The 22410-nt window shown below is 42.2% G+C and carries 24 protein-coding genes and 1 other annotated feature; of the genes, 13 read left to right on the top strand and 11 right to left on the bottom strand.

Going from position 1 to position 22410, the window contains the following annotated elements; translation table 11 throughout:
• Positions 1 to 31 precede the first annotated feature (31 nt).
• Positions 32 to 1270, bottom strand: a complete 1239-nt coding sequence (gene fabF / locus UQ64_RS04790; protein WP_060622358.1) for a beta-ketoacyl-ACP synthase II — start codon at positions 1268 to 1270, stop codon at positions 32 to 34.
• A 124-nt stretch (positions 1271 to 1394) separates the two neighbouring features.
• Here fabF and UQ64_RS04795 point away from each other — a divergent pair, with 124 nt between their 5' ends.
• Positions 1395 to 2246 carry a helix-turn-helix transcriptional regulator gene (locus tag UQ64_RS04795; protein WP_060622359.1) on the top strand — a complete coding sequence of 284 codons (852 nt, stop codon included), beginning with the start codon at positions 1395 to 1397 and terminating at the stop codon, positions 2244 to 2246.
• Positions 2247 to 2353: 107 nt separating this feature from the next.
• Positions 2354 to 2779, top strand: a complete 426-nt coding sequence (locus UQ64_RS04800) for a hypothetical protein (protein ID WP_060622360.1) — start codon at positions 2354 to 2356, stop codon at positions 2777 to 2779.
• 75 nt (positions 2780 to 2854) lie between these two features.
• Here the strand turns inward: UQ64_RS04800 and UQ64_RS04805 are convergent, their stop codons facing one another.
• Entirely contained in the window at positions 2855 to 4003 is a 1149-nt protein-coding gene (locus UQ64_RS04805) for an MFS transporter (RefSeq protein ID WP_060622361.1), read from the bottom strand.
• 139 nt (positions 4004 to 4142) lie between these two features.
• On the opposite strand from UQ64_RS04805, the gene UQ64_RS04810 reads away from it, so the two are divergent.
• Positions 4143 to 4907: an exodeoxyribonuclease III gene (locus tag UQ64_RS04810; protein WP_060622397.1), complete on the top strand. Its 765-nt coding sequence runs from the start codon at positions 4143 to 4145 to the stop codon at positions 4905 to 4907.
• A gap of 74 nt (positions 4908 to 4981) precedes the next feature.
• On the opposite strand, the gene UQ64_RS04815 is transcribed toward UQ64_RS04810, so the two are convergent.
• Together UQ64_RS04815 and UQ64_RS04820 are read right to left on the bottom strand one after the other, a co-directional pair.
• The gene (locus tag UQ64_RS04815; RefSeq protein ID WP_060622362.1) at positions 4982 to 6421 is read right to left on the bottom strand and encodes a serine hydrolase domain-containing protein; all 1440 of its coding nucleotides are present in this window, start codon (positions 6419 to 6421) and stop codon (positions 4982 to 4984) included.
• An 85-nt stretch (positions 6422 to 6506) separates the two neighbouring features.
• Positions 6507 to 7643, bottom strand: a complete 1137-nt coding sequence (locus tag UQ64_RS04820) for a VanZ family protein (protein WP_060622363.1) — start codon at positions 7641 to 7643, stop codon at positions 6507 to 6509.
• 151 nt (positions 7644 to 7794) lie between these two features.
• Here UQ64_RS04820 and UQ64_RS04825 point away from each other — a divergent pair, with 151 nt between their 5' ends.
• Positions 7795 to 8142: a hypothetical protein gene (locus tag UQ64_RS04825; RefSeq protein WP_060622398.1), complete on the top strand. Its 348-nt coding sequence runs from the start codon at positions 7795 to 7797 to the stop codon at positions 8140 to 8142.
• Between the two features lie 166 nt (positions 8143 to 8308).
• Positions 8309 to 9541 carry an aminopeptidase gene (locus UQ64_RS04830; protein WP_060622364.1) on the top strand — a complete coding sequence of 411 codons (1233 nt, stop codon included), beginning with the start codon at positions 8309 to 8311 and terminating at the stop codon, positions 9539 to 9541.
• Positions 9542 to 9705: 164 nt separating this feature from the next.
• On the opposite strand, the gene trpS is transcribed toward UQ64_RS04830, so the two are convergent.
• Positions 9706 to 10701, bottom strand: a complete 996-nt coding sequence (gene trpS / locus UQ64_RS04835) for a tryptophan--tRNA ligase (RefSeq protein ID WP_060622365.1) — start codon at positions 10699 to 10701, stop codon at positions 9706 to 9708.
• Positions 10702 to 10803: 102 nt separating this feature from the next.
• Positions 10804 to 11092: a binding site (T-box leader), on the bottom strand.
• Between the two features lie 197 nt (positions 11093 to 11289).
• Here trpS and UQ64_RS04840 point away from each other — a divergent pair.
• Positions 11290 to 11715 (top strand): hypothetical protein, encoded by a 426-nt coding sequence (locus UQ64_RS04840; protein WP_060622366.1) that lies wholly within the window; start codon positions 11290 to 11292, stop codon positions 11713 to 11715.
• Between the two features lie 56 nt (positions 11716 to 11771).
• Here the strand turns inward: UQ64_RS04840 and UQ64_RS04845 are convergent, their stop codons facing one another.
• Complete coding sequence (locus UQ64_RS04845) at positions 11772 to 12140, bottom strand: winged helix-turn-helix transcriptional regulator (RefSeq protein WP_042187569.1); 369 nt, start codon at positions 12138 to 12140, stop codon at positions 11772 to 11774.
• Positions 12141 to 12364: 224 nt separating this feature from the next.
• On the opposite strand from UQ64_RS04845, the gene UQ64_RS04850 reads away from it, so the two are divergent.
• From UQ64_RS04850 to UQ64_RS04860, 3 genes are all read left to right on the top strand, one after another.
• Positions 12365 to 12901 (top strand): sigma-70 family RNA polymerase sigma factor, encoded by a 537-nt coding sequence (locus UQ64_RS04850; RefSeq protein WP_060622367.1) that lies wholly within the window; start codon positions 12365 to 12367, stop codon positions 12899 to 12901.
• A complete protein-coding gene (locus UQ64_RS04855) occupies positions 12894 to 14015 on the top strand; it encodes a DUF4179 domain-containing protein (RefSeq protein ID WP_082650977.1) in 1122 nt (373 codons plus the stop codon). The genes UQ64_RS04850 and UQ64_RS04855 overlap by 8 nt, the downstream gene beginning before the upstream one ends.
• A 197-nt stretch (positions 14016 to 14212) precedes the next feature.
• Positions 14213 to 15784, top strand: a complete 1572-nt coding sequence (locus UQ64_RS04860; RefSeq protein ID WP_060622369.1) for an ABC-F family ATP-binding cassette domain-containing protein — start codon at positions 14213 to 14215, stop codon at positions 15782 to 15784.
• Between the two features lie 2 nt (positions 15785 to 15786).
• Here UQ64_RS04860 and UQ64_RS04865 read toward each other — a convergent pair whose 3' ends face one another.
• Genes UQ64_RS04865 through UQ64_RS31565 form a run of 3 tightly spaced genes read right to left on the bottom strand, consistent with a single transcriptional unit; the run spans position 15787 to position 16630 of the window.
• The gene (locus UQ64_RS04865) at positions 15787 to 16026 is read right to left on the bottom strand and encodes a sensor histidine kinase (RefSeq protein ID WP_060622370.1); all 240 of its coding nucleotides are present in this window, start codon (positions 16024 to 16026) and stop codon (positions 15787 to 15789) included.
• Positions 16023 to 16280: a HAMP domain-containing protein gene (locus UQ64_RS04870; protein ID WP_060622371.1), complete on the bottom strand. Its 258-nt coding sequence runs from the start codon at positions 16278 to 16280 to the stop codon at positions 16023 to 16025. The genes UQ64_RS04865 and UQ64_RS04870 overlap by 4 nt, the downstream gene beginning before the upstream one ends.
• Complete coding sequence (locus UQ64_RS31565) at positions 16277 to 16630, bottom strand: cache domain-containing protein (RefSeq protein WP_060622372.1); 354 nt, start codon at positions 16628 to 16630, stop codon at positions 16277 to 16279. The genes UQ64_RS04870 and UQ64_RS31565 overlap by 4 nt, the downstream gene beginning before the upstream one ends.
• A gap of 20 nt (positions 16631 to 16650) precedes the next feature.
• Here UQ64_RS31565 and UQ64_RS04880 point away from each other — a divergent pair, with 20 nt between their 5' ends.
• Together UQ64_RS04880 and UQ64_RS31980 are read left to right on the top strand one after the other, a co-directional pair.
• On the top strand, positions 16651 to 16866 hold the full coding sequence (locus UQ64_RS04880) for an ROK family protein (RefSeq protein ID WP_280818151.1): 216 nt from the start codon (positions 16651 to 16653) through the stop codon (positions 16864 to 16866).
• Positions 16867 to 17087: 221 nt separating this feature from the next.
• Positions 17088 to 18494, top strand: coding sequence for a GNAT family N-acetyltransferase (locus tag UQ64_RS31980; protein ID WP_082650978.1), 1407 nt, complete (start codon positions 17088 to 17090; stop codon positions 18492 to 18494).
• An 86-nt stretch (positions 18495 to 18580) separates the two neighbouring features.
• Here UQ64_RS31980 and UQ64_RS04890 read toward each other — a convergent pair whose 3' ends face one another.
• Positions 18581 to 19111 (bottom strand): GNAT family N-acetyltransferase, encoded by a 531-nt coding sequence (locus UQ64_RS04890; RefSeq protein ID WP_060622374.1) that lies wholly within the window; start codon positions 19109 to 19111, stop codon positions 18581 to 18583.
• A gap of 241 nt (positions 19112 to 19352) precedes the next feature.
• Here UQ64_RS04890 and UQ64_RS04895 point away from each other — a divergent pair, with 241 nt between their 5' ends.
• Both UQ64_RS04895 and UQ64_RS29875 read left to right on the top strand, forming a co-directional pair.
• Positions 19353 to 20549 (top strand): stalk domain-containing protein, encoded by a 1197-nt coding sequence (locus UQ64_RS04895; protein WP_060622375.1) that lies wholly within the window; start codon positions 19353 to 19355, stop codon positions 20547 to 20549.
• A gap of 190 nt (positions 20550 to 20739) precedes the next feature.
• The gene (locus UQ64_RS29875) at positions 20740 to 20928 is read left to right on the top strand and encodes a hypothetical protein (RefSeq protein WP_082650979.1); all 189 of its coding nucleotides are present in this window, start codon (positions 20740 to 20742) and stop codon (positions 20926 to 20928) included.
• Positions 20929 to 21110: 182 nt separating this feature from the next.
• Here UQ64_RS29875 and UQ64_RS04900 read toward each other — a convergent pair whose 3' ends face one another.
• Entirely contained in the window at positions 21111 to 22397 is a 1287-nt protein-coding gene (locus tag UQ64_RS04900; protein ID WP_060622376.1) for an adenylosuccinate synthase, read from the bottom strand.
• Positions 22398 to 22410 lie beyond the last annotated feature (13 nt).

Raw genomic sequence — 22410 nt, forward strand, 5'->3', positions numbered from 1 at the left:
TAAGCTGGAACCCCGTTTTTTAGATGAATGGTCAGTCTTCAAACTTCCGAATCACAATGACTGCATTATGCCCGCCGAAACCAAAGGAGTTAGACATTCCTATAGTAAGATCGGTTTTTCGCGCAATGTTCGGGATATAATCCAGATCACAAATGGAATCTTTAATCTCCTGATTAATGGTAGGGGGGATGATTCCTTCTTGAATGCTCTTAATTAGGGCTATGGCTTCTAATCCACCTGCTGCCCCTAAAGCGTGTCCAGTCATGGACTTATTAGCGGTTACGGGAATCTGGTAGGCCTGATCACCGAATAACTTCTTTATCGCAAGGGTCTCAGAGCGGTCACCTACTACTGTACTGGTGGCATGAGCGCTGATTACATCCACTTCGTCTGGCTGGAGATTAGCTTCATTCAGTGCCAGCTTCATCGCTTGATAAGCACCAATTCCTTCTGGATGGGTGGCGACCATATGGTAAGCATCAGAGCTGGCACCATAGCCGATAACCTCTCCGTGGATCTTGGCGTTTCTACGCTGCGCATGAGAAAGTGACTCCAGAATAACTATTCCGCCACCTTCACCGATAACAAATCCGTCACGCTCCCCGTCAAAAGGTCGACTGGCCTTAGTCGGTTCCTCATTTCGAGTGGATAAAGAGGTGGCATTGCCGAAACTGGCTAAGGAGATTTCAGTAATGGCTGCTTCTGATCCACCAGCAATTACGATGTCGGCACCACCATAACGGATCAACCGGAAGGCTTCACCAATGGCCGTATTCCCAATAGAGCAGGCAGTTACTGGAGACATTGTAGGACCTAAAGCGCCTAATTTAATGCTGATCATCGCTGCAGCCATATTGGAGATCATCATTGGAATTAAAGTGGGGCTGACCCGATCCGGTCCACGGCCCTTTAACACACTCCCTTGCTCCATTAAGGTCTGAATCCCACCAACGCCTGATCCAACGTAAACTCCGAGTCGTTCTTTATCAATCTTATCAAGCTGTAGACCGGAATGTGTCCATGCATCTTCAGCGGCTGCGAGGGCGAACTGACTAAATCTATCCATTCTGCGGGCTTCTTTACGGCCAAATCTAGCCTCCGCATCGAAATCTTGTACAATTCCTGCGATCTTTGTCTTAAAGTTAGAGGTATCGAATGAAGTGATCGAGGATATTCCCGACTCCCCAGAAACTAGACGGTCCCAAAATTGCTCTACTGTATTTCCAAGAGGCGAGATTAAGCCCATGCCTGTAATAACTACGCGTTCCATAATGAACCTCCTCAAGAAGTGTATATAGGTATTTTTCCACTTATTTTATCCTATTACAAGTTATCGTTTATCCTAGTATAATTTGTACTATACTAAAGAATGTAACAGAGAGGAGAGGAAGCATATGGCTAATCAGACGAGATTACAGGCTTTATCAGATTTCTTAAAAGCACGCCGTGCAGCGATCTCACCCAGCTCTGTTGGACTGCCAGAAGGTACACGCAGGAGAACGCCTGGGCTTCGAAGGGAAGAGGTTGCACAGCTAGCGGGGGTAAGCAGTACCTGGTATACGTGGCTGGAGCAGGGCAGGGATATTAAAGTATCTTCGTCTGTTCTGGACTGTATTGCGGCAGCCCTAAAGCTGACTCCTGATGAGCGGAAGTATCTTTTTGCGCTAGCATTAGAGACAGGAACAGGAAACGTTCTACTTCAGCAAGAGCAATCCACTGTAATCAGTCCTTCTTTACAGAAAATATTGCAGGAGCTTAAGACCTGTCCCACGATTATTTCGGACAGACGCTGCGGGATTGTAGGGTGGAATGAGGCTGCAGCTCATGTGTTTCTCGATTTCTCTAAGCTACCTATTGAGGAGAGAAACATGATTCGTCTATTATTTGTTCGCAAGGAATTCAGACGTTTAGCCGTAAATTGGGAACATTTCGTAAGTGGATATCTATCGATCTTTAGAGCGTATTACGGACAATATGTAGAGGATCGCTGGTATGATGAATTTATAGAGGAATTAAAGGGATTGCATCCAGTGTTTAATGAAATGTGGGAACAAAGTCGTGTCAGCTCTGCTCCAGATGTACTATTGGAGTTCAGACATGCCAAAGCAGGGAAAATGTTATTTCATTTAACCTCACTACAGGTTCAAGGCAGCACAGATTTACGTTGTAGTATTTATACTCCAGCCGCAGATTCGAATACTGAAATCAAGCTGAAGCAGCTTATGGAGCAGCCTAGGTTAAAGTAACCAAGATAATAAATTCAAATTTAGTACTTTTAGTCAATACTATTCGTCCAAGCCGTTTCTCTTAGATCTCATAGAATAGAGTATCACAAGAGAAGGAGATGAAAAGAATGGCTAAAACGATTATTGATTACAATGCAACCGTAGTAACACCAATTGCGAATGGAGTGAATATTCCTGTTCCAACCACTCCAGCAGGAGTTTCTATTGCTACTACCTCAGTCTATATTGATCCAGCTAACCCAGCTTCAGCAACGAATAGAGTGGAATTGACCGCAACATTCGGCTATCGTTCTATCGTAGGTGAGCCAGAAATCATTGTTCGCCTATGGCGTGCAGGCACTGAAATTTACTACGCACTTGCTGGAGATGCATTTAATGGAGTGGATGAGTATTCACTGGTTTCTCTGCAAATGATAGAGCATGCTCCTCTGGGCACACAAAACTATCAATTAATTGTAGAGAATCGTAATGCAGCTTCTACAGCACGAGTGATTGGTCCGATTACATTCACTGCGATTGCTATTGGTGGCTAATTTGAAATAAAAAACACGGGATCTCACATTTTGTGATCATCCCGTGTTTTTTTATTTGTCCAGTTATAGAATAAGCTAAGCAGTGCTCTTTTTGCCATAGATTCTGTACAATATCAATCCGAACAGCATGCCAGTAAAGGACATCACGGAAATCGTTAAGTAAAGGGCCTTACCGCCAAAGGCTTCATATAAAGCTCCACCAGCATAAGAAGCGAGTATGCCTGATACACCGAAGAATAACAGCGCCAGTACGGTTTGCCCTGTAGCACGCCATTCCTCAGGCACAATACTGTACAGATACTGAATAGCTGCGGAGTAAAATACCGGGAAGGTAAGGATTTGTAGAATCTGTAGATAAGCTAACAAATGCGGATCCGTAATCCAGGCTGAAATAAAGAAGCGAAGAAAATAAAAGGCTCCAGAAATCGAAATAATGATCAGTTCTTTTCCTTTGCGTAGCCACCAAAAGCTTAAGGCAAACACAATAATCTCACTCATTGCGGCGATAAAGAACGATTGACCTACTAATTCGGGACTGCCACCAAGCTCGCGGATATAAACCCCAAGGAAGGTATCGTTCATTCGCGCAGGAACGGAGCTAATAAATATAAGTACTAGAAACAACAGTGTTTCTTTGTTGCTAAGAAAAAGCTTTAAGCTATCAAGTGTAACCGGTTTGCCGGTGACAGGAGCATCTGGCATGCACCAGCTGACTATAAAGCTTGTAAGGCTAATCGCGACGAACAAAATGGCCATACCTTGAGAGCCGAAATAACTCAGCACATAACCCGTGAGCAAAGCCATTACACCGTACCCTAGTGCACCATATGTACGGATCGACCCGTAGCTGATTCCAGCTGCCTCTGAGATCCGGAAATTCAGGCTTTCAGCCAGAGGATCGATAGGCATTAAGAAGAAATAGAGCAGCATTGCGAAAAGAATAAGTCCTACGTAACTGCTGGAATCGAATAACAAGTATCCCGTCACCGCAGAGCATAACAACAGAACTAAAAGTACTTTGCGGATCGTTCTTGTTTTGTCACTGATCATCCCCCATAAGGGTTGAGCAATAATAGTAACAAATCCTCCAGTACCAATAATGAATCCAATCTGCGCCGGGTTAAGACCTTGCTCCCCTAGATAAACTGGTAGAAAAGGAATGAACATAGCTAGCAACGCAAAATACAAAAAGTTAAACCCTCGTAATAGTGTTGGTGCTTTCATAAGTTTCTTTACCTCACGTATTAATTAATATTTGTATAGAGTCAATTTTGTTATTGTATCACGGATGTTGAATGATTAGGATATAAAACTATGATAAACTGAGAATAATTAAAGCAAAATGCAAGGAGAAAAGCCGATGATAAAGCTAGTATCTTGGAATGTGAATGGTCTTCGGGCATGTGTCACTAAAGGGTTTAATGAATATTTCAAAGAAGTAGAAGCAGATATTTTTTGCGTTCAAGAGACTAAGCTGCAAGCAGGACAAATTACTATGGAGCAAGGCGAAGAATACGAGCAGTATTGGAATTACGCAGTGAAAAAGGGCTATTCAGGCACGGCAGTGTTCACCAAAATCAAACCGATCTCTGTAAGATATGGAATGGAAGAAGATGAAGAAGCAGAAGGTCGGATCATCACATTAGAGTTCGATCATTTTTATCTAGTCAATGTCTATACACCAAATGCCAAACGAGATCTGACCCGCTTGGAATATAGAATGGAATGGGAAGACCGTTTCCGCAATTATCTCTTAGAGCTGGACAAGTGTAAAGCAGTTGTAGTTTGCGGTGACCTAAACGTAGCTCATGAGGATATTGATATCAAGAATGCAAAGGCTAACCGTGGCAACTCTGGTTTTACCGATGAAGAGAGAGGGAAAATGAGTACCCTCCTAGAGTCCGGCTTCATAGATACGTTTAGATATCTTCACCCGGAGTTAGAGGGAGTCTATTCTTGGTGGTCTTACATGCCGAAAGTGAGAGAGCGGAATGTAGGCTGGCGGATTGATTATTTCTTAACTTCTTCTAGACTGGGCCCTAATGTACTTGATGCCCAAATTGATTGTCATATCATGGGCAGTGATCATTGCCCAGTGATCCTGAAGCTTGCTGATTTTACAGACTAAAAAAGAGAGTTAAGGCCGCTAAGTCCCTCAGAGGACGAAGCGGCCTTTCTTTTATGGATTAAATATTTTGCATATTAAATTCTTCCGATTATATCATCGAATTCAAGCGGTCCCATATTCACATTAATCCGCTGCTTAAGGATTAGCGTATTCTCTAGAATCTTAAGATCAAGTGTAATCAAGAAAGGCATTTCAACAAACAACAAGGACAACTGAAGCTGGTCCTCAGAAGACCAAGTAAAGCTGGACATGATCCGGTTCGTAGAAGGATCAAGGATATGTGCAAAGCTTTCGACCCATTGCCCTCGGCCAAGACGGATAACCTTTTGCTCTCCGAGCTCATCTAGTAATGTGAATTCAGCTTCGTGGTTGTTGAAAGATATGGATAAGGTAGCTAGTAAAAATTGGTTGCTTTCGAGTGTATATGTCTTCCCGTTTATTTGAGCTTCTAACAAGGATGACTGCTGCAATTGTGGAGGATCAATGGATAAATTCTTTAATTGCTCCGCCAAATTAGCTTTTGATATTTGATCTTCCTGAAGAGGGGCTTCTTTCATGTTTGGTAGTAGATGCTCCCACACTTCATTCAATATACCCTGAATACTATTTGTTCCGGCAGTGATAGCGATTACCGTATCTTGGTCTGGAAGAACAAGACAGATTTGACCGAATGCACCATCTCCCCGGTAGGCTCCGTGCTGGCATTGCCAGAATTGATACCCATATCCCATTGCCCAGTCGTGATCGCCATCTCCATTGGAAATTTGTTTGGTGGTAGCCTCATGGATCCACTCTTCGGGCAGAAGGCGCTGATGATTCCAGATGCCCTTTTGTAAGTATAGCTGGCCGAATTTAGCGATATCCTCTGTAGTAATGCTCAAGCCAAATCCTCCTGTGTTGATTCCACGAGGACAGGATCCCCAAGTCGCTCCACGGATACCAAGAGGCGTGAAAAGACGTGGTTCTAAGTACTCTAGTAGCGTTTGTCCGGTGACCTTTTGCAGAATCGCTGAGAGCATGTAAGTGGCGCCAGTATTATAGAGAAAATGTGTTCCAGGGTCTTTTTCTACAGGGATTGTGAAGAAGGCTTTGACCCAATTTCCATCTGCACTTTGATGAAGTGTATCCATAGTATCAGTGACTTGTCCGGTACCCATCATCAATAGATGCCTAATGTTCATTTTGGATAAATTCTCGGTAATCTCATCGGGCACATCTTCTGGGAAAAATGAAATGACCGAATCATCGAGTGTGATTAGCTTTTCTGTAACTGCAAACCCGATAGCGGTTGAAGTAAAGCTTTTGCTAAGAGAAAATAGCATATGTGGAAGGTCGGGCTCGTAAGGAGACCACCAGCCTTCAGAAACTATATAACCATGCCGAAGGAGCATAAAGCTGTGTAGACCTAAATTTTGATTCTCTACCGCATTAATAAAGTTGGATATTACGGCTGATGAAATTCCCTGCGCCTCTGGAAGACTTCTAGGCAATTGCATGCTGCTTGCAGTTTCCATTCATTCATCTCCTAAATTTGAGAATCATTACCTTCTGATTTTATAATATTTTCAATGTATAAACACCATATAAAAGAGAACATTTTTAAACTTCTAAAGGGCTGCTGTTTGAGTCATCGGTATGCAGTCTTTTCTCTGGCCATGAAATAACATGTGAGGTTCGGCTTAATTTCTCATAGAATAGCTGGTCATCTTTTTTGAATACCTTAATGACTAAATGAATAAAGAACGCTAGATCGGCCAGAAGAACAAAGAGAAAAACGATCGTTCTCGATGAAGAAGAGAGAAGCCCCGTCACAGCAGAATCGATAAGAAGCGCGTGAAGTCCAAGCATCACCCAATATAGCAGTCCATATCTGATCATAAGCGCCCAGAAAGAAGCCCGATGCCCCTTGCTCGTTACCCGAATACGTACAATCCATTTGCCTAAGGTCCGCCCACCTGTGAAAGCTGGAATTAGGATGAAGTAAATCCCTGTTACAATCCAGAAAGCACTTTTTATATCGAATCCATAGAGGACACCGAATCCAATGATCCACACCATGCTATCGATGAGAAAAGCAATCCCTCTGCGGGTATAAGAGACTCTTTTGGCAGAGCGATCGATATTTGTATCCAGTTGTTCTATACGTGGCAGCAGCCCATTAATCCAAATGGCAATTCGGAATCCGAAAATCCCTCCAAGAGTGTTGGTAATAAGATCATCGACATCGAATAGGCGGTAGGGATGGTCAAAAAAACCGTAGATGCCAGTAACCTGAGTGATTTCAAAGGACAGCGAAAGTATGAAAGACAAGAGAATACACATCCCCCAGCGCGCCCGAAAGTAATAGCCCAGAAACAATCCAAACGGCACCGTTAAAGCGATGTTAAATATGACCTGTAAAAAAGCGGGTTCACGCAGTAACGACCAATATGTAGAAATCTGATCGGGTATAATCTTAGAGCCATCCATAATATCTTGTATGAATTGAAGAGGGATGAGCTGCATAATACTCCCCGAAGGTGCCATGTTATGCCTAGAGGAAGGCATCGGAAGCAACACGAGGAAATAAGCGTTCATCAGATAGAGCAAGAGTAAGTATAGGATTAAAGCTCTAAGCTTATGGATATAGCCGTGTCTACGGTATTGAACAATTAGAAAAGGGAGTGTGAAGATCAATGCTGCTATAGGAAACATCATAAAGGCATAAGAAATTGGGAAAAAGTAAGAATGAAACATAAGTCACCTGCCGAATCGTTGTTTTTTGTGGAAGTAAGGAGTATTCTGTAAACTATCGCTCCCGGCTCATTATAAAATTTTATGATAGGGAACTCAACTTATTTATTTAGCGCTTCCGGCATACATATGTCTATAGAGGAGCGTGAAGATGATGGAGAAAAAGGTACAGCAGTATTATCGACTGAAGCAAAAGCAAAAGGAAATCGAAAAAGAATTGGCAGATCTTCGTCAGGACATTCTAAGCTATTGTAGTGAGCAGGGGGCAACTGAGGCTGAAATCGGAAGCTATAAAGTGAAGCTAGTGACGCAAAATCGCAAAGAATATGATGACCTGAAGTTATATGAAACCTTATCAGACCCTGAAGTGTGGCGTATGCTCTCCAAATCAGACCCCGCGAAGGTAGCAAGTTTGACCAAGCTTAACGTAATTTCTGAGGACAAGATTATGCATACCTATTCTTTAAAGACCGTAACATTGCTGCAGGTGGATAAAAAATAAAAATTTACGCGGCGGTTCCCTTAGTGGGAGCCGTTTTCTTATCTCGAATCGCAACTGTTCGTATTTTGCGTTAAAATAAGAAGTGAAGCTGACCGTCTGCTAATTAAGGAGCTCCGGTGCTTTGGTGCGACAGAAAAGCAACCATAGAGATGGAGGAAGAGAAATCATGAAAGATTTTGATGTAATGTTAGAGAAATATGCGAACCTGGTTGTAAAAGTAGGGGTAAATGTACAGCCTGGACAAGTCTTAATGGTGCATGCACCTATTGAAACTGTAGAGCTTACTCGTTTGATTGTAGGTAAAGCCTATGAAGCAGGAGCTAAATATGTAATTGTAGATTGGGACGATGAAGCGACTACACGTATTCGTTACGAAAAAGCCCCAGAAGATTCCTTCGATTACTATCCACAGTGGCAAGCAGAAATGATGGAGAAGTTTGCGGAAGAGAACGGCGCCATCTTACATATTAAAGTACCAGATCCGGAATTGTTTAATGGTATTGATTCTTCCAAAGTATCAAGAGCGGTTAAAGCGGCAGCGCTTGCTCGTAAGAACTACTCCAAATATACTCGTAATAGTAAGATCAGCTGGTCCCTCGTCAAGGCTCCAACGCGTGCTTGGGCAAACAAGGTGTTTGCCGATCTCCCTGAGGAAGAACGAGTGGAAGCGATGTGGGAAGCGGTATTCCAGATGAATCGTGTAGGTAGCGATGATCCAGTAGCTGCGTGGAGAGCACATATCGGTCAATTGAAAGAGAGTCAGGATAGAATGAACGCTAAGCGTTATAAAAGCCTGCATTACCGCGCTCCAGGAACGGATCTGCATGTAGAGCTTCCAGAAGGTCATCTATGGCGTGGAGGCGGCGGTGAGAATGATAAGGGTGTGTATTTCGTGGCTAATATGCCAACGGAAGAGATTTATTCCATGCCTAATCGTACAGGCGTGAACGGTACAGTAAGAAGCACACTTCCATTAAATTTGAACGGACGTTTGGTCGAAGGACTTTCATTTACTTTTAAAGATGGAAAAGTAGTAGCTTATGAAGCTGAATCCGGACGTGAGCATCTGACTTCGCTTCTGGCAACGGATGATGGTGCATCCTATCTAGGAGAGGTTGCTTTAGTGCAGCATGATTCTCCAATCTCTCGCTTGAACCGAATTTTCTATAATACCGGGATTGATGAGAATGCATCCTGCCATTTTGCACTTGGTAGTGCTTATCCAGTGAATATCGAAGGTGGTACGAAGCTTACAAACGAGGAGCTTGTCGCAAGAGGAGCTAATGTTAGTTTAACGCATGTCGATTTCATGATAGGTTCGGCAGACCTGGATATTGATGGAGAACTTGCGGATGGCACGATTGAACCGGTATTCCGTAAGGGAAATTGGGTGCTGTAAGGAATACATTTAAGGTCGTAACCTCGCTTTAGGGGATTACGGCCTTTTCCTTAATTTAATGCCTTGAAGCGGTTGATGTCATACATAACGTTTTCTTGAAAAGACAGCCGGAGCGCTCTTCAATAGAGAGTCCGGCGCTTTTTTATTGCTCCTACTGATCAGTTTTATTTTGAAAAATAATTAAGGCCCATGGCCTCACGTACTTCGGACATCGTTTCTTGAGCGATGTCGCGAGCAAGCTTAGTTCCTGATAATAAGATATCCTCAACAACCTTGGGTCTGGCAGCATAATAGGAGCGACGCTCACGCATTGGTTCAATTAGCTGGTCTAGAGCTGTAGTGATAAGCTGCTTACAGGCAGAACAACTTATGCTACCACTTTCACAACCTTCGCGAATTTCTGGGGCGTCATGTGAACGGAAAGCACGGTGATAAGCATAAATAGGACAAACTTCTGGATGTCCAGGATCATTTTTATGCACACGGGCTGGATCGGTTGTGGCTTTACGGATCTTGAAGGTGATCTCTTCTTTCGTGGAGTCCAGCTCGATAGCATTGCCTAGGCTTTTACTCATTTTAGCGTTCCCATCTGTTCCCACTAGTCTTGGTGTCTCACTGATGAGCGCTCTAGGCTCCATAAGGATGGGGCTGTACAGCTCGTTGAATCTACGTACGATTTTGCGAGTTAACTCCAGATGGGGAAGCTGATCTTCTCCTACAGGAATTATTGTCGCTTTACAAAAGGTTATATCTGCGGCCTGGCTAACTGGATAACCAAGAAAACCGTAGTACAGTTCATCTAAGCTGGAATTCTTCGATTCGGCTTTAATGGTAGGATTATGCCGCAACGAATTCACAGTAACAAACATGGAGAATAGGACGGTCAGCTCAGCGATCTCAGGAACCATGGATTGAATAAATATTGTTGCTTTATCTGGATTTATACCCGCTGATAAATAGTCCAGTGTGATTTCATTCAAGTTTTGACCAAGTAGTTGAGGGCGGTCAAAGTGAGTCGTTAGAGCTTGAATATCCGCTAGAAACACAAAAGTATCATATTGCTCCTGTAGCGCCACTCGGTTCTGTAAGCTGCCCACGTAATGGCCAAGGTGAAGCTTTCCAGTCACTCGATCTCCAGTTAATACACGTTCTTTTATCATTTAAATTCCTCCTGTTTTGTTGCTTCTGATTAACATTGAGTCGCCACCACCAGCCATCATCCATGGCCATCACCTCCTTTAAATAACAAAAAAACCTCATCCAATAAGGACGAAGTTGTCGTGGTACCACCTTAAATGATCGCGTCACCACCATAAGTTTCGGTTGCTTTACGATCTTCTCTTACCTGTACGGAGAGGGTTATAGATCAGCTCGGATACAGGTCCCTTGATAACGGAGGAAACCCCGGCTCTCCCTACTGCATCGGCAAGATGGTTCGGAAAAGCAACTCTAAAGGCCATTCGATCAAGCGCTGGACACCGGTTCGCAGCAACCACCGGCTCTCTGAAGTCCATGTTCGATTGTCTACTTACCCTTTGTCAGCGTTGTTCATGATATTTGGATAATTGTAATTCTGATGAGTGAGTTTGTCAATGGGTGGAAATTAGAGGGTGATAGACGAAGTATCTAGCTTTATATGATCTAGCAAAGAATAAATTAAATGTATATATTCATTAGGAATTATGTCCAATCTATCATTGCGCCTTCACAATATAATAACGTATACCCTTGAAATGGAGTGATGATAAATGGCGACAATTATAAGTTATGGTTCACAGGCAAAAATCCCGTTAGACCCGCTTACCACTGCTATAACGGTTGCGGGGATTCCTGGAGCTGGAGCGGGTCTAGCCACAGCGCAAGTAAATATTAGTCCGGCTAATCCTGCCTCTTTCTCCAGTAGAGTCGAGTTAAATGGTAGTTTTAGTCTTAATGCACTTGCTAATAGTCAATTTTTTGTATTAATCCGACGTGCTGGAGTCGATATTTATAAATCCTTTTTTCGTTTCACTACAACTACTGATATTCAATTAAATGTTCTGTGGGTTGATGGTCCTTATATTGGAGTCCACAACTATGAATTGGTAATTCAAAATGATAGCAACTTGCCTATAAATCTATTTGGACCGATAGCATTCACAGCAACTGCTATTGGTGGAGAGGGCGTAATTTAAGTTATAGGACAGTTGAATCGATCTGATTAGCTGTCCTTTTTTCATGGGCGTATAATTTATTTATTTAAAATGTTGTCCTCTAACACAGCATATTTATCGCCATACTGCTTAATGATATGTTGTTCTCCCCAATTACATAGAGAAGTCAAAATGTCGCTTAAACTATCACCATATTCACTAAGTTCATATTCCACTTTTGGTGGAACCTGATTGTATACGATTCGATTGATGATTCCATCGGCCTCTAACTCTCGAAGCTGCTGTGTTAACATTTTTTGAGTAATCCCTGGCATCAATTGTTTTAATTCTGATGTGCGTTTTTTGCCATGCGTTAGGTGACAGAGAATTACACATTTCCATTTCCCTCCAATGACTTCTAGTGTGGCCTCAACGGAAATATTGTATTTTTTCTTGATGGTTGTCATGATATCCTCCAATGTATAGGTACTTTTTAGTTCCTATGATACTTTTGAGTGCGTACCATTGATTATGTCCGATTTTACCTATCATAACATTTATCATTCATTTTTTATAGAATGTTATAATCTTAAAGTGCTCAGCTCCAAAAAAGTTAATACAAATAAAAACCGTTTCTATACCCTCACCGTCTTAATCTATGAGAGGTTAAGGAGAGGGGGTAAGGAAGGATATGACGATGACTAATGCAGAAATGAAGAAAGTAACGATTCTTGATACTCGGAGCGAGACGGATTTCTACGATTCCATATTAGTACATAGAGAACAATTATACAGTATAGCCTATAGCTATTTGCGTAACCGGAATGATGCACTTGAAGCTATGCAGGAAATGACTTGCCGGGCCTGGATCAAAAGAAAAACGTTAAAGGATCCTAAAGCGTTCAGATCATGGATCATTCGGATTCTGATTTATGTCTGTATAGATGAACAAAGACGCAGAAAACGTTCCATGCCGCTTGTAGACGAGAGAATAGGAGAGCGGATTACGCATATTGGCCATCATCGGATGGAGATGCTGTGGGCACTTGAACAGGTTAAGCCCAAGTATCGCCATGTGCTGCTACTTAAATACTACAATGATATGACCTTGAGCGAGATTGCTAACATTCTGGATAAACCTGAGGGTACGGTTAAGACATGGCAGCATAAAGGACTAAAGCAGTTAAGAACCATCATTAAGAATCGGGGTGATTGGAACCATGAGTAGTCAGGAGGAGCTTGCCATGTTAAACGATGCTGAACGGATCCCGCAGGAGCAAAAAATGGAGAGTGCGGCCGCACAAATCTATGCCATACAAGCAGGACTCGAACTAGGGAAGAAGCGCGGAAAAAAACTAATGTTCGCAAAAAGCGCGATGGCTGTCCTGACTGCTGCAGTTATGGTCGCAGGATTACTGTTCTTCAATCCAACCCAGCTGTTGCCACAGCAAGGCACTTCAAGTGTTGAAACGGAGGATTGGGGTGTATTGGAACCTTTCAAAAAATTGGCGGCAGCTGATATTGATGCGCTTACTTTAGAGTCTGCAATTCGGAATGATTATGTGCAGATCGTTAATAAGAGTGCTGAGTCGAATGGATATAAAATCACCCTGAATGCTGTGCTAGCTGATGAAAATAAAATCATGCTTCTGTATACAGGGACTACAAGTGGTGGTCAGGAAATTTACAACGTGAATAGTGTGTGGCTGACAGATGCTGTAACAGGACAAAGTGTAGTGGATAAAAATGGGAGCAGAAGTGGGATGGGTTTACATGCTGAGGATAGTATTTATACATGGCTTGGAAAAACTATATACCCACTAGATAAGAATAAAGCATTCTCTAAAGAGGTGGTTGCGAATTTTCAGATCGCTTCAGTGGATCCAGGAATGCTAGCGAAACCGAAAACGGGAACGAATCTAGCTGACATGCGATATTCTGATCGTTTAAAGATAAACTTCACGATTGATTCGAAATTCTGGGAACAAAAGACCGAGACAATAGTTCTAAATCAGCCGTTTATGATTGATGGACAGGAAGTAAAGCTTGCAGAAGTGGAGCTATCTCCGTTAAGTATAGTAGTTATATATACATTAAGCGAGGAATTAAAAACCGATTGGGATGTTAGAAATAAAATATTTGGAAATACCCCTAACGAGTTAATATCGCGGGTTGGGAAGCACGAAGTGGAAAATAAATCGAATGGTGGAAGTGGCAGTGAGGATGGATTTATAAGTTACTTCAGCAGTAACGTATTAGATCACCCGAAATCCATTCGTTTGAAGCTTGATGCGGGGACAGATCGCGAGAAAGATGAGTATATAGATATCTTGAAAAAATGAGCATTAAGCGATGAGAGTGAATATGTGTTGGATTTCGCAATACAGATGTAAGGCCGCTGGCAGCGGCCTTTTTTGTATTTTGAAAGATGAATAGCTGCTCCCGAGTCCGATCCATCGGAATCGAATAAATAGTGCTATAATAACTCTTTGAGTGTTTTGAGCTGAATTCTGATCTAGATGAACTAGGGGTGATAGATTTGAGTGTAATCCGTATGGAGAACGTAACTAAGAAATATGAGAATACATTGATTTTTCGAGATATTTATTTTCGAGTTAGCAAGGGCGAACGGATTGGGTTAATCGGACGAAATGGTGCGGGGAAGTCTACTGTTTTTAAACTGATGATGGGAAAAGAGGAGCCAACGGCAGGGAAAGTAGAGTTAGATCCCAATGTGAAGATCAGTTATTTCTCTCAATTCTCGGAGCTTTCCGGTTCCTTGTCTGTACAACAAGAGTTAGAATTATGCTTTGAGCAGGTAGCACTCATTGAACAGGAACTTAACCAAATCGGAGAAGAACTTGGGCAAGTGACGGATGATGACCAGATGAATACACTTTTAGAGCGGCAAGCAGCGCTTTTTGAGCAAATGGATCATTTGGATGGCTGGAATGTATCTGTAGAAATCAACACTGTTCTGACGAAGTTGGGCTTCAATGAAAGATCACGGCATCAACCTGTCGAAGAGTTATCCGGAGGCTGGAGGAACCGTGCGGCACTGGCTAAAGTCTTAATTGAAATGCCTGACGTCGTATTGCTCGATGAGCCTACTAACTTTTTGGATATCGAAGGGATCGTATGGTTGGAGCAGTGGCTGCATCGTTTTAATGGAGCGATGATTCTGGTCTCCCATGACCGGCAATTTATTGACAGAGTAGTCACGCGGACGATTGAAATCGAGAATTATCATTTTCAGGAATATGAAGGCAATTACACCGACTATGTTCGTAAAAAGAAGATGCGTAAAAAGGTGCTTGACCGTCAGTTCGAGTGGGAAGAAGAACTTCTGCTAATGGAGTCTGAAGCCATTGAAACCCGGGGAAACAAAAAGTCCTCGAAGGATCGTCTATCACGTAAACTGACAGATATGAAAAAGCGTGTAGAGCCTCATCCAGTGAACGTACTGATCACCGATATCTACAGCAATTTACGGTTTCCGGATAAGCTTGGTGAAGTGAAGGGGATTGGACAAAGCTATGATGGACGGACGATATTTCAGAACATAAGCTTCGATATACAAAAGGAAGATCGGATAGCGATTGTTGGACCAAACGGCAGCGGGAAGTCGACACTGATAAAGGTATTGACTGGGCAAGAGGAGCCAGAAACGGGTGAAGTGACTTGGGAACGTGGGGTTAGTTATGCATACTTCAATCAGATGTGGGATGAACTGGATGTTAAGGATACTGTCAGCCATGCTGTAAATGTGTATGGGCTGGGACTCGATGCTCCGCGGAAAAAAGTGAACAAATTTCTATCCATGCTGCAATTCTCAGAAATGGATCTGAGTAAAACGATCGGCAGTCTGTCAGGTGGACAGCAGGCCAGAGTAGCGTTAGCGAAATGCCTTCTCTCTGGCGCGGCTGTCATTATTTTGGATGAGCCAACGAATCATTTGGATTTGACTAGTATTCAGGTGATGGAGCAAGCGCTCATTCATTTCCCTGGAGCCGTAGTTACCGTCAGTCATGATCGCTTCTTCATTGATAAAATAGCGACAAAAATGCTTACCTTCGATCCTGAAGTAGGTATAACTGAGCAGAATGTCTAGGGTTATGCTGGGAGTCGGATGATCACGGTCGACCCTTCTCCTACTTGACTGGTAATTTCAATCCCATAGGGTTCACCAAAATGAAATTGAATACGATCATGAACATTTTTTATACCAATATGATCTTCATCCAGGGTGTCTGATGGTTGAGAGAGACGAAGACGTAACTGTTTAAGTTTCTCTTCATCGATGCCAATCCCGTTATCTTCAACAATAATCAGCATGTCATCCCCCGAAATCATCGAGGAGACCTCAAGGAGACCCGGTTCACTTCGACACTCCAATCCATGGACAATAACATTAACTCATCTTGACGATCACTGTACAAATCCACATCGAAGTTCCCCATCCCCACAAGCTTGACCTTTCGGCTTAAGAGAATAATGGGCTTAGTGACACGCTCCGATAAGATATACATGAATAAGATCGCAGTGACAAGCGACAATAGCGCTAAGGTTAAAATGATTTTTCCGAGAAAAGTAGCCTGCTTAGTCATCTCTTTCTCATCAATATACTGTTCATGAAAGTATTAAGCGCCTGGGGTTCTATAGGAATAGGTTGTAAGGGGGAGGTCTCCATAATGTCAGAGCTATAAACACTACCACCCTTATCGTCTAAAATAATGAATTTTCTTTTGCTATTCTCCGAGAGCTTTAAGATTTCACGTAACGAATCCAATCGGATATCGATTAACATGACGCCTATAGGTTGTTTACTTCCTTTTTTATTAATCACTCGTGCGATAGAAATAACGGATTGTTTGGAATTGGTACGATAGAAGGGGATATGGCTGCCAAATGCGGATATGATCAGGAGTGGAATGGTAATGGTCAGGATCATCAGCATAAAAATTTGACGATATTCATATTTTTAATCCTAAGGTTATTGTTATTGGTGGTGGAGTGGCTGAAGCAGGAGAGACATTATTAGAAGGAATAAGAAGAACAGTAGCTGCGAGAACGATGCCATCAATGCTGAACGACGTTCGAATCGAAGCGGCTTATCGTGGAAATTTCTGTGGAATGATCGGTGCGGCATTGCAGATCTGGGAGTACGGGGGACCTATCACTTTCTTCTTGTAATGAAAGATCATTCGAAATCTCTTGATTAAATAGAATAATTTACCGATAATGTTAAAGGGGATGAGCATAAAAGACGACATCGTCTTTTCTTTTTGGTCCCTAATCCGTTTAAAAAGGAGTGATGATGTTTGAGTACGAACAACACCACAATGAAGTCCGAGAGAGGTCAGTATTCGTAAGGGAAGAACACCTCTCAGTGACTACGGGAGGCACTATCGGAAATGATGACTTTAATGAACATGGTACGGGGAACAGAGAATGATCTACCCGCCAAAGAGATGATCAAGTATTGGAATCATGAGCCAGGTACTTTAAAGCTTGTGAGAGCAAGTAGCAATTTTATTTATACGTTTCAATGGAATAGTAAGGACTATTATTTAAGGTTTACTCACGAAGAGGATAATAGCGCAGAGAATATTCAGGCTGAACTAGATTTTATGATGTACTTATTGGAACAGGGCTATGAGACCGTAGCGCCAGTACGCTCCAAGCAAGGGAAGTGGATTGAGACCCTTTCAACTGGCAACGGCAGATATCACGGGGTTGTTTTTGAACAAGCCCAAGGGGAGTATGTTCCACTTGAAGAGATGTCGGAGCTGCAGTTCCAACATTGGGGTCAAACGCTCGCGCGATTGCATAATTTATCCGAAACTTATGCTCCGAGCACACCCGCTCGTAAAAGTTGGGTTGATTCTCTTCAATTTATTTTATCCGTATTAAGAAGACACCCCGAGGAGCATAAAGCGCTTAAGGAATATGAACGAATTGAGGCGTGGCTAAGTGAGCTCTCTTTTGGCGTAGGACATACGGGGCTGATCCATTTTGATTTTGAGACAGACAATATTTTTTATATGAAAGAGAAATCTCGATATAGTGCGATCGATTTTGATGACTCTATGTATCATTGGTTTGCGATGGATATCACTTCAGCGTTAAGAGATTTGTCCAAGCAAAATGATGATGAGAGTAAGAGGGACATCGATCTTTTTCTTAAAGGCTATAGATCAGTGAAGCGGCTGGATGATGAATATATCAAGCTATTGCCAGAATTCCAAAGATTCTCTGACTTATATGGATTCGCTAGGTTGCTTCGAAGTTTAGAGAATTTGGACGTTTCTGTTTGTCCGGAATGGGCACTACAGCTTAAATCTAAATTAGATGGCGTCTGTGATCGTATTCGGGATGGCTTTCATCCTCATATGGTGCTGAAGACAATCACAGAAATTAACTGGTATGCGTGTACTCAAATAGAGGTAACGGAAGAGCAAAAATCTATTTTTCCTGTACCGGTAGTCTATTGGTTGGCAGAATCAGCTTATTGTGGAATGACTCCATTGGCTTTATACGCAGATGAAGAATTGGTAGGCTTCTCAGTATACGCCGTAGATCCTGAGGACGGAAGTTATTGGATTATGGCTTTTATGATTGATCAGAAATATCAGAATAGAGGATTCGGTAGAACCGGAATGGATGCCTTGATTCGATATATAAAAGCCGAACATCACTGCGACAAAATCGTTATTGGGCATCGAATAGAGAACGAACATGCTTCGAACTTGTATACATCCCTTGGATTCGTTGAAGTAAGCAGGGATGAGGTTGAAGTTGTACGAGAGTTGGTAGTGTAAAAGGAAAAGAGCCGTTCCAAAAGTGTTTTTTAACTACTTGGGAGCGGCTCTTTTTCTAATCCAGTTAATGATCCTTCAAGTGAATCTTAGGTCCACTCTTGTTCCAAAGAAGAATAAACAATCTCGTTGCACCATTGCTGATTACAGTATCTAGTCTCCCTAAGGACTCCGTCCTTAATCATTCCTGCTCTAATCATTACTTTCTCTGATTGAATATTCTCTGCATTGGCATAAGCAACAACCCTATGTGCATTAAGAGAGTTAAAGGCATAGCCTATCAGGGACTTCACGGCTTCAGTTGCATATCCCATTTTCCAATAGTCCGGGAGTAGGACCCAACCGATTTCCCATTCTCTAATCTCTTCCCAGTTTAACTTTATGCTGACATTACCGATGGGCTTCATATCCAGCTTTGTACATATAGCAAGATCATAATATTGCCGTGGATCACTTGTTGCTTGAGACAAGATCGAAAGGAAGTCATCTTTAATTTGTTTTGCATCAGGTGCGGTGTTTTCATATTTGTAGGATAGGGGATTTTGTTCTAGTTCTTCATAAAAAGAAGAATCACCGCTTGTATAATCTCTTAATATTAATCTGTCGGTTACTATTTCCACGAATGTTACACTCCTAGTCTAAGTTTTAATTGTTCTTCAGTTGCTATAGCTAAATACGATTACATAGGCTCTGTAAGGCTTACTCTGTAATTTCTTGTAGATCCATGTGATTCCCTTTATTCTTCATAATATTTACACATTATAAAAATACAAGCTTAACAACCTTCCAATTTTATCTACTAAAATAGTGGAATTGTGATACAGTAATAGTGGTTTATTTACTAGAGGGGGATTTTGGAAAATGAAAGCTATTAAATGGGGTATTGCAGCAGCACTAGCTGTATCTATGTATGGTCCAATTCATACAGCGAAGGCAGCTGATGCGAATAGCACAAATGTAGTGAACGAACAGTCGAATTCAAGCACGGATGATTTGATTTTTCAAATGGATTATACGGAAATGAACGTTGGTGACAAGGTTCCGGTGCAGATTTATGCAAAAGGACCAGATGGCTCATCCGAACGTGTTCCACTGTCTCAAGCAGATATGGTAATTGAGAAGCCGTATTTATTGCAAAAGCTTCCAGACGGTTCAATAAAAGCATTAGCTGTTGGCGAAACAAATGTAACCGTGCGTTCAGGAGCTGATTCCAAAACATTAAAGATATCTATCAGTTCTAATAAGGACATCGATCAAGGTGTATTAATCAGTGGCACGATGTATTTGCCTGTACAATCAACGTTTAAGCTCTTGGGTGCTACTGTTCAGGCGAATACAGCCACTAAGACCTTTAGCATTCGTCTGGGAGATTTGCCTATCCAGCTTCAACTAGGTAGCGATATTGCTATGGTGAATGGGAATAAGGTGAAAATGAATGGTAAAGTGCAAACCGTGGATGGAGGAGCTGTATTCCCTGCTACCCTCTTAAAAACAGCATTGGGAGCAGTGTTGGACTTTGGTGCTCATTATGAGTCTTTGAACATCAATTTCGGTAAAGCGGAGTTATTTGTGTACACGAAAAATACGTTGAAAATAGCTAAAAGAGAGTCTCAAGGTGACCTCGCGAAGCTAATCGGAAAGACCTATTGGTTCAACCAGTTTGACTCCGGCTATAAATTCCAAAAAGCATCGATTGTTGATATTCTAGTGAACGACGATAATGAGTTTGCGATCTCTTTTCAATTGTCATCAGGTAAAGTTGTGAATACTTATTACATGGAATACGATCAGGTCACTCGCGTTCTGGGAACCAAAGAGTATTTCTTTACGTCTGATCCTACCAAAATCTATAAATGGTCGAATGCGACATGGGCCAAGATCAAGGCAGGTACAATTTCGACAGGGATGACGAAGCAGCAAGTAGAGCTGAGCTGGGGAACTCCAAGTGATAAATCAAGTCTATCCGGCAGTGGGATTACAGTTGAGACTTGGCAGTATAGAAATTATAATTACGTAACCTTTACAAATGGTGTTGTCTCTATGATTTATACGAATTAATGTAAGGGAACTATAACTTCATTTTAAATCAAAGGACGTCTTCAGGTTTATCACCGGGCGTCCTTTTCATATATTCGAACGCCTCGTCATTGATTTAGTCATAGAGCCTGTCTCTGAAGCATATCTTTTGGAAGAAGCACTTTCAGAATGAAGTGTTGACTATTTGTTGACCGAAATGAGGGGTTCATTCATGGCAAAGTCAAAACGTGGACATGCACTATGGAGTTTACCATCAAGGGGTAGGGGGACTTGTCCTGTCTGTCAGAGCACGCGGATTAAGCTACTTTATCCAAAAAGAAAAACGGACGGCACAGTCGTTAAAGTTTGTAAGCGTTGTGACAAGGCACCACAGACGAAAGTGGATGCAGTATTGGTGTAACAGAGTAACTAAGGATGCCTAGTTGCAGCTATATGCATATTGCATGTAGGCACAACTAGGCATCCTTATTTTAAAATATAAGAAAGTATAGTTTCACACTATAATTTATCCTTATATTTCTCGCATAAACACTTACCATCCTTATGAGGACGCCGAAAGCGTTTATGCTTGTAATATAATTATTACAGCGTACGATGAATGACCTGATCACGTCTAGGTCCTACAGAAACTGTAGAAATACGTATTCCAATAGACGTTTCAATAAAGTCTACGTAACTTTTAGCTTGCTCTGGTAGCTCGTCGAAGCTGGTGATATGGGAAATATCGCAGTTCCAGCCAGATAATTGCGTTATTATCGGTTTTGCTGTGTTTAGCTTATTTGTTGCTGGAAACTTGTCGGTGATTTCCCCATTTTCAAGCTCATAGGCAACGCAAACCGGAATCTCATTTAAATAACCAAGAACATCCAGATTGGTTAACACAACCTCAGTTGCACCTTGCATCAAGCAACCATAACGTGTAGCTACGGCATCAAACCAGCCCATACGTCTAGGACGACCGGTTGTTGCTCCAAATTCCCCAGCATCTCCACCTCGTGTGCGAAGTTCATCCGCTACAGGACCTTCCAATTCAGATACAAAAGGTCCGGCACCTACACAGCTAGAATATGCCTTCGTTACAGCAATGACATTCGTGATGGCAGCCGCAGGAAGACCCGCACCGACAGGTGCATATCCGGCAAGTGTAGATGAAGAGGTAGAATAAGGATATATACCGTGATCAGGATCACGCAGAGCGCCTAATTGCCCTTCAAGTAGAATCGTTTCTCCTTTTGCATAAGCTTCCTGCAGTATTTCTGTTGTATTGGCAACGTATGGTGCCAATTGCGCAGCTTCCTTTTGCAACTGAGCCATTAATTTCGAAACTTGGATAGGGGCTTTCTTATATAAATGCTCCAGCAATACATTTTTTGAAGCAAGTAATTGTTCTAAACGTTTCTCAAGTTGGACGGGATCAAACAAATCCGCTACCTGTATGCCGAGCTTCGCATATTTATCCGAGTAGAATGGTGCTATACCTCGCTTGGTTGAACCGAACCCTTGTGATCCAAGACGTTCCTCTTCCAGCTTATCAAACAAACGATGGATCGAGAGTACGATTTGAGCACGCTCAGATACGTACAACTTCGGCTTTGGAACCCCTCGATCTGTTAATGCTAGTAATTCCTTTACTAATACTTCTGTATCAAGAGCTGTTCCTGGTCCAATAATGTTTGTAACTGAAGGGTAAAATACACCAGAAGGCAGCATATGAAGTGAGAATTTTCCATACTGGTTAATGATAGTATGCCCAGCATTACTTCCACCTTGAAAACGAACTACATAGGAGGATTGAGCTGCTAGTACATCTGTCATCTTTCCTTTGCCTTCGTCTCCCCAGTTAGCTCCTACGATTGCGATTACGGTCACACGATTACCTCCC

Source organism: Paenibacillus etheri (assembly GCF_001012825.1).
Classification (GTDB): domain Bacteria; phylum Bacillota; class Bacilli; order Paenibacillales; family Paenibacillaceae; genus Paenibacillus_AQ; species Paenibacillus_AQ etheri.

What these genes read in the sequence shown, in the direction of transcription:
- fabF (WP_060622358.1), bottom strand. Translation starts at nt 1,270, where the DNA reads ATGGAACGCGTAGTTATTACAGGCATGGGCTTAATCTCGCCTCTTGGA.
- UQ64_RS04795 (WP_060622359.1), top strand. Translation starts at nt 1,395, where the DNA reads ATGGCTAATCAGACGAGATTACAGGCTTTATCAGATTTCTTAAAAGCA.
- UQ64_RS04800 (WP_060622360.1), top strand. Translation starts at nt 2,354, where the DNA reads ATGGCTAAAACGATTATTGATTACAATGCAACCGTAGTAACACCAATT.
- UQ64_RS04805 (WP_060622361.1), bottom strand. Translation starts at nt 4,003, where the DNA reads ATGAAAGCACCAACACTATTACGAGGGTTTAACTTTTTGTATTTTGCG.
- UQ64_RS04815 (WP_060622362.1), bottom strand. Translation starts at nt 6,421, where the DNA reads ATGGAAACTGCAAGCAGCATGCAATTGCCTAGAAGTCTTCCAGAGGCG.
- UQ64_RS04820 (WP_060622363.1), bottom strand. Translation starts at nt 7,643, where the DNA reads ATGTTTCATTCTTACTTTTTCCCAATTTCTTATGCCTTTATGATGTTT.
- UQ64_RS04825 (WP_060622398.1), top strand. Translation starts at nt 7,795, where the DNA reads ATGGAGAAAAAGGTACAGCAGTATTATCGACTGAAGCAAAAGCAAAAG.
- UQ64_RS04830 (WP_060622364.1), top strand. Translation starts at nt 8,309, where the DNA reads ATGAAAGATTTTGATGTAATGTTAGAGAAATATGCGAACCTGGTTGTA.
- trpS (WP_060622365.1), bottom strand. Translation starts at nt 10,701, where the DNA reads ATGATAAAAGAACGTGTATTAACTGGAGATCGAGTGACTGGAAAGCTT.
- UQ64_RS04840 (WP_060622366.1), top strand. Translation starts at nt 11,290, where the DNA reads ATGGCGACAATTATAAGTTATGGTTCACAGGCAAAAATCCCGTTAGAC.
- UQ64_RS04845 (WP_042187569.1), bottom strand. Translation starts at nt 12,140, where the DNA reads ATGACAACCATCAAGAAAAAATACAATATTTCCGTTGAGGCCACACTA.
- UQ64_RS04850 (WP_060622367.1), top strand. Translation starts at nt 12,365, where the DNA reads ATGACGATGACTAATGCAGAAATGAAGAAAGTAACGATTCTTGATACT.
- UQ64_RS04855 (WP_082650977.1), top strand. Translation starts at nt 12,894, where the DNA reads ATGAGTAGTCAGGAGGAGCTTGCCATGTTAAACGATGCTGAACGGATC.
- UQ64_RS04865 (WP_060622370.1), bottom strand. Translation starts at nt 16,026, where the DNA reads ATGATTTCGGGGGATGACATGCTGATTATTGTTGAAGATAACGGGATT.
- UQ64_RS04870 (WP_060622371.1), bottom strand. Translation starts at nt 16,280, where the DNA reads ATGACTAAGCAGGCTACTTTTCTCGGAAAAATCATTTTAACCTTAGCG.
- UQ64_RS31565 (WP_060622372.1), bottom strand. Translation starts at nt 16,630, where the DNA reads ATGCTGATGATCCTGACCATTACCATTCCACTCCTGATCATATCCGCA.
- UQ64_RS31980 (WP_082650978.1), top strand. Translation starts at nt 17,088, where the DNA reads ATGATGACTTTAATGAACATGGTACGGGGAACAGAGAATGATCTACCC.
- UQ64_RS04895 (WP_060622375.1), top strand. Translation starts at nt 19,353, where the DNA reads ATGAAAGCTATTAAATGGGGTATTGCAGCAGCACTAGCTGTATCTATG.
- UQ64_RS29875 (WP_082650979.1), top strand. Translation starts at nt 20,740, where the DNA reads ATGGCAAAGTCAAAACGTGGACATGCACTATGGAGTTTACCATCAAGG.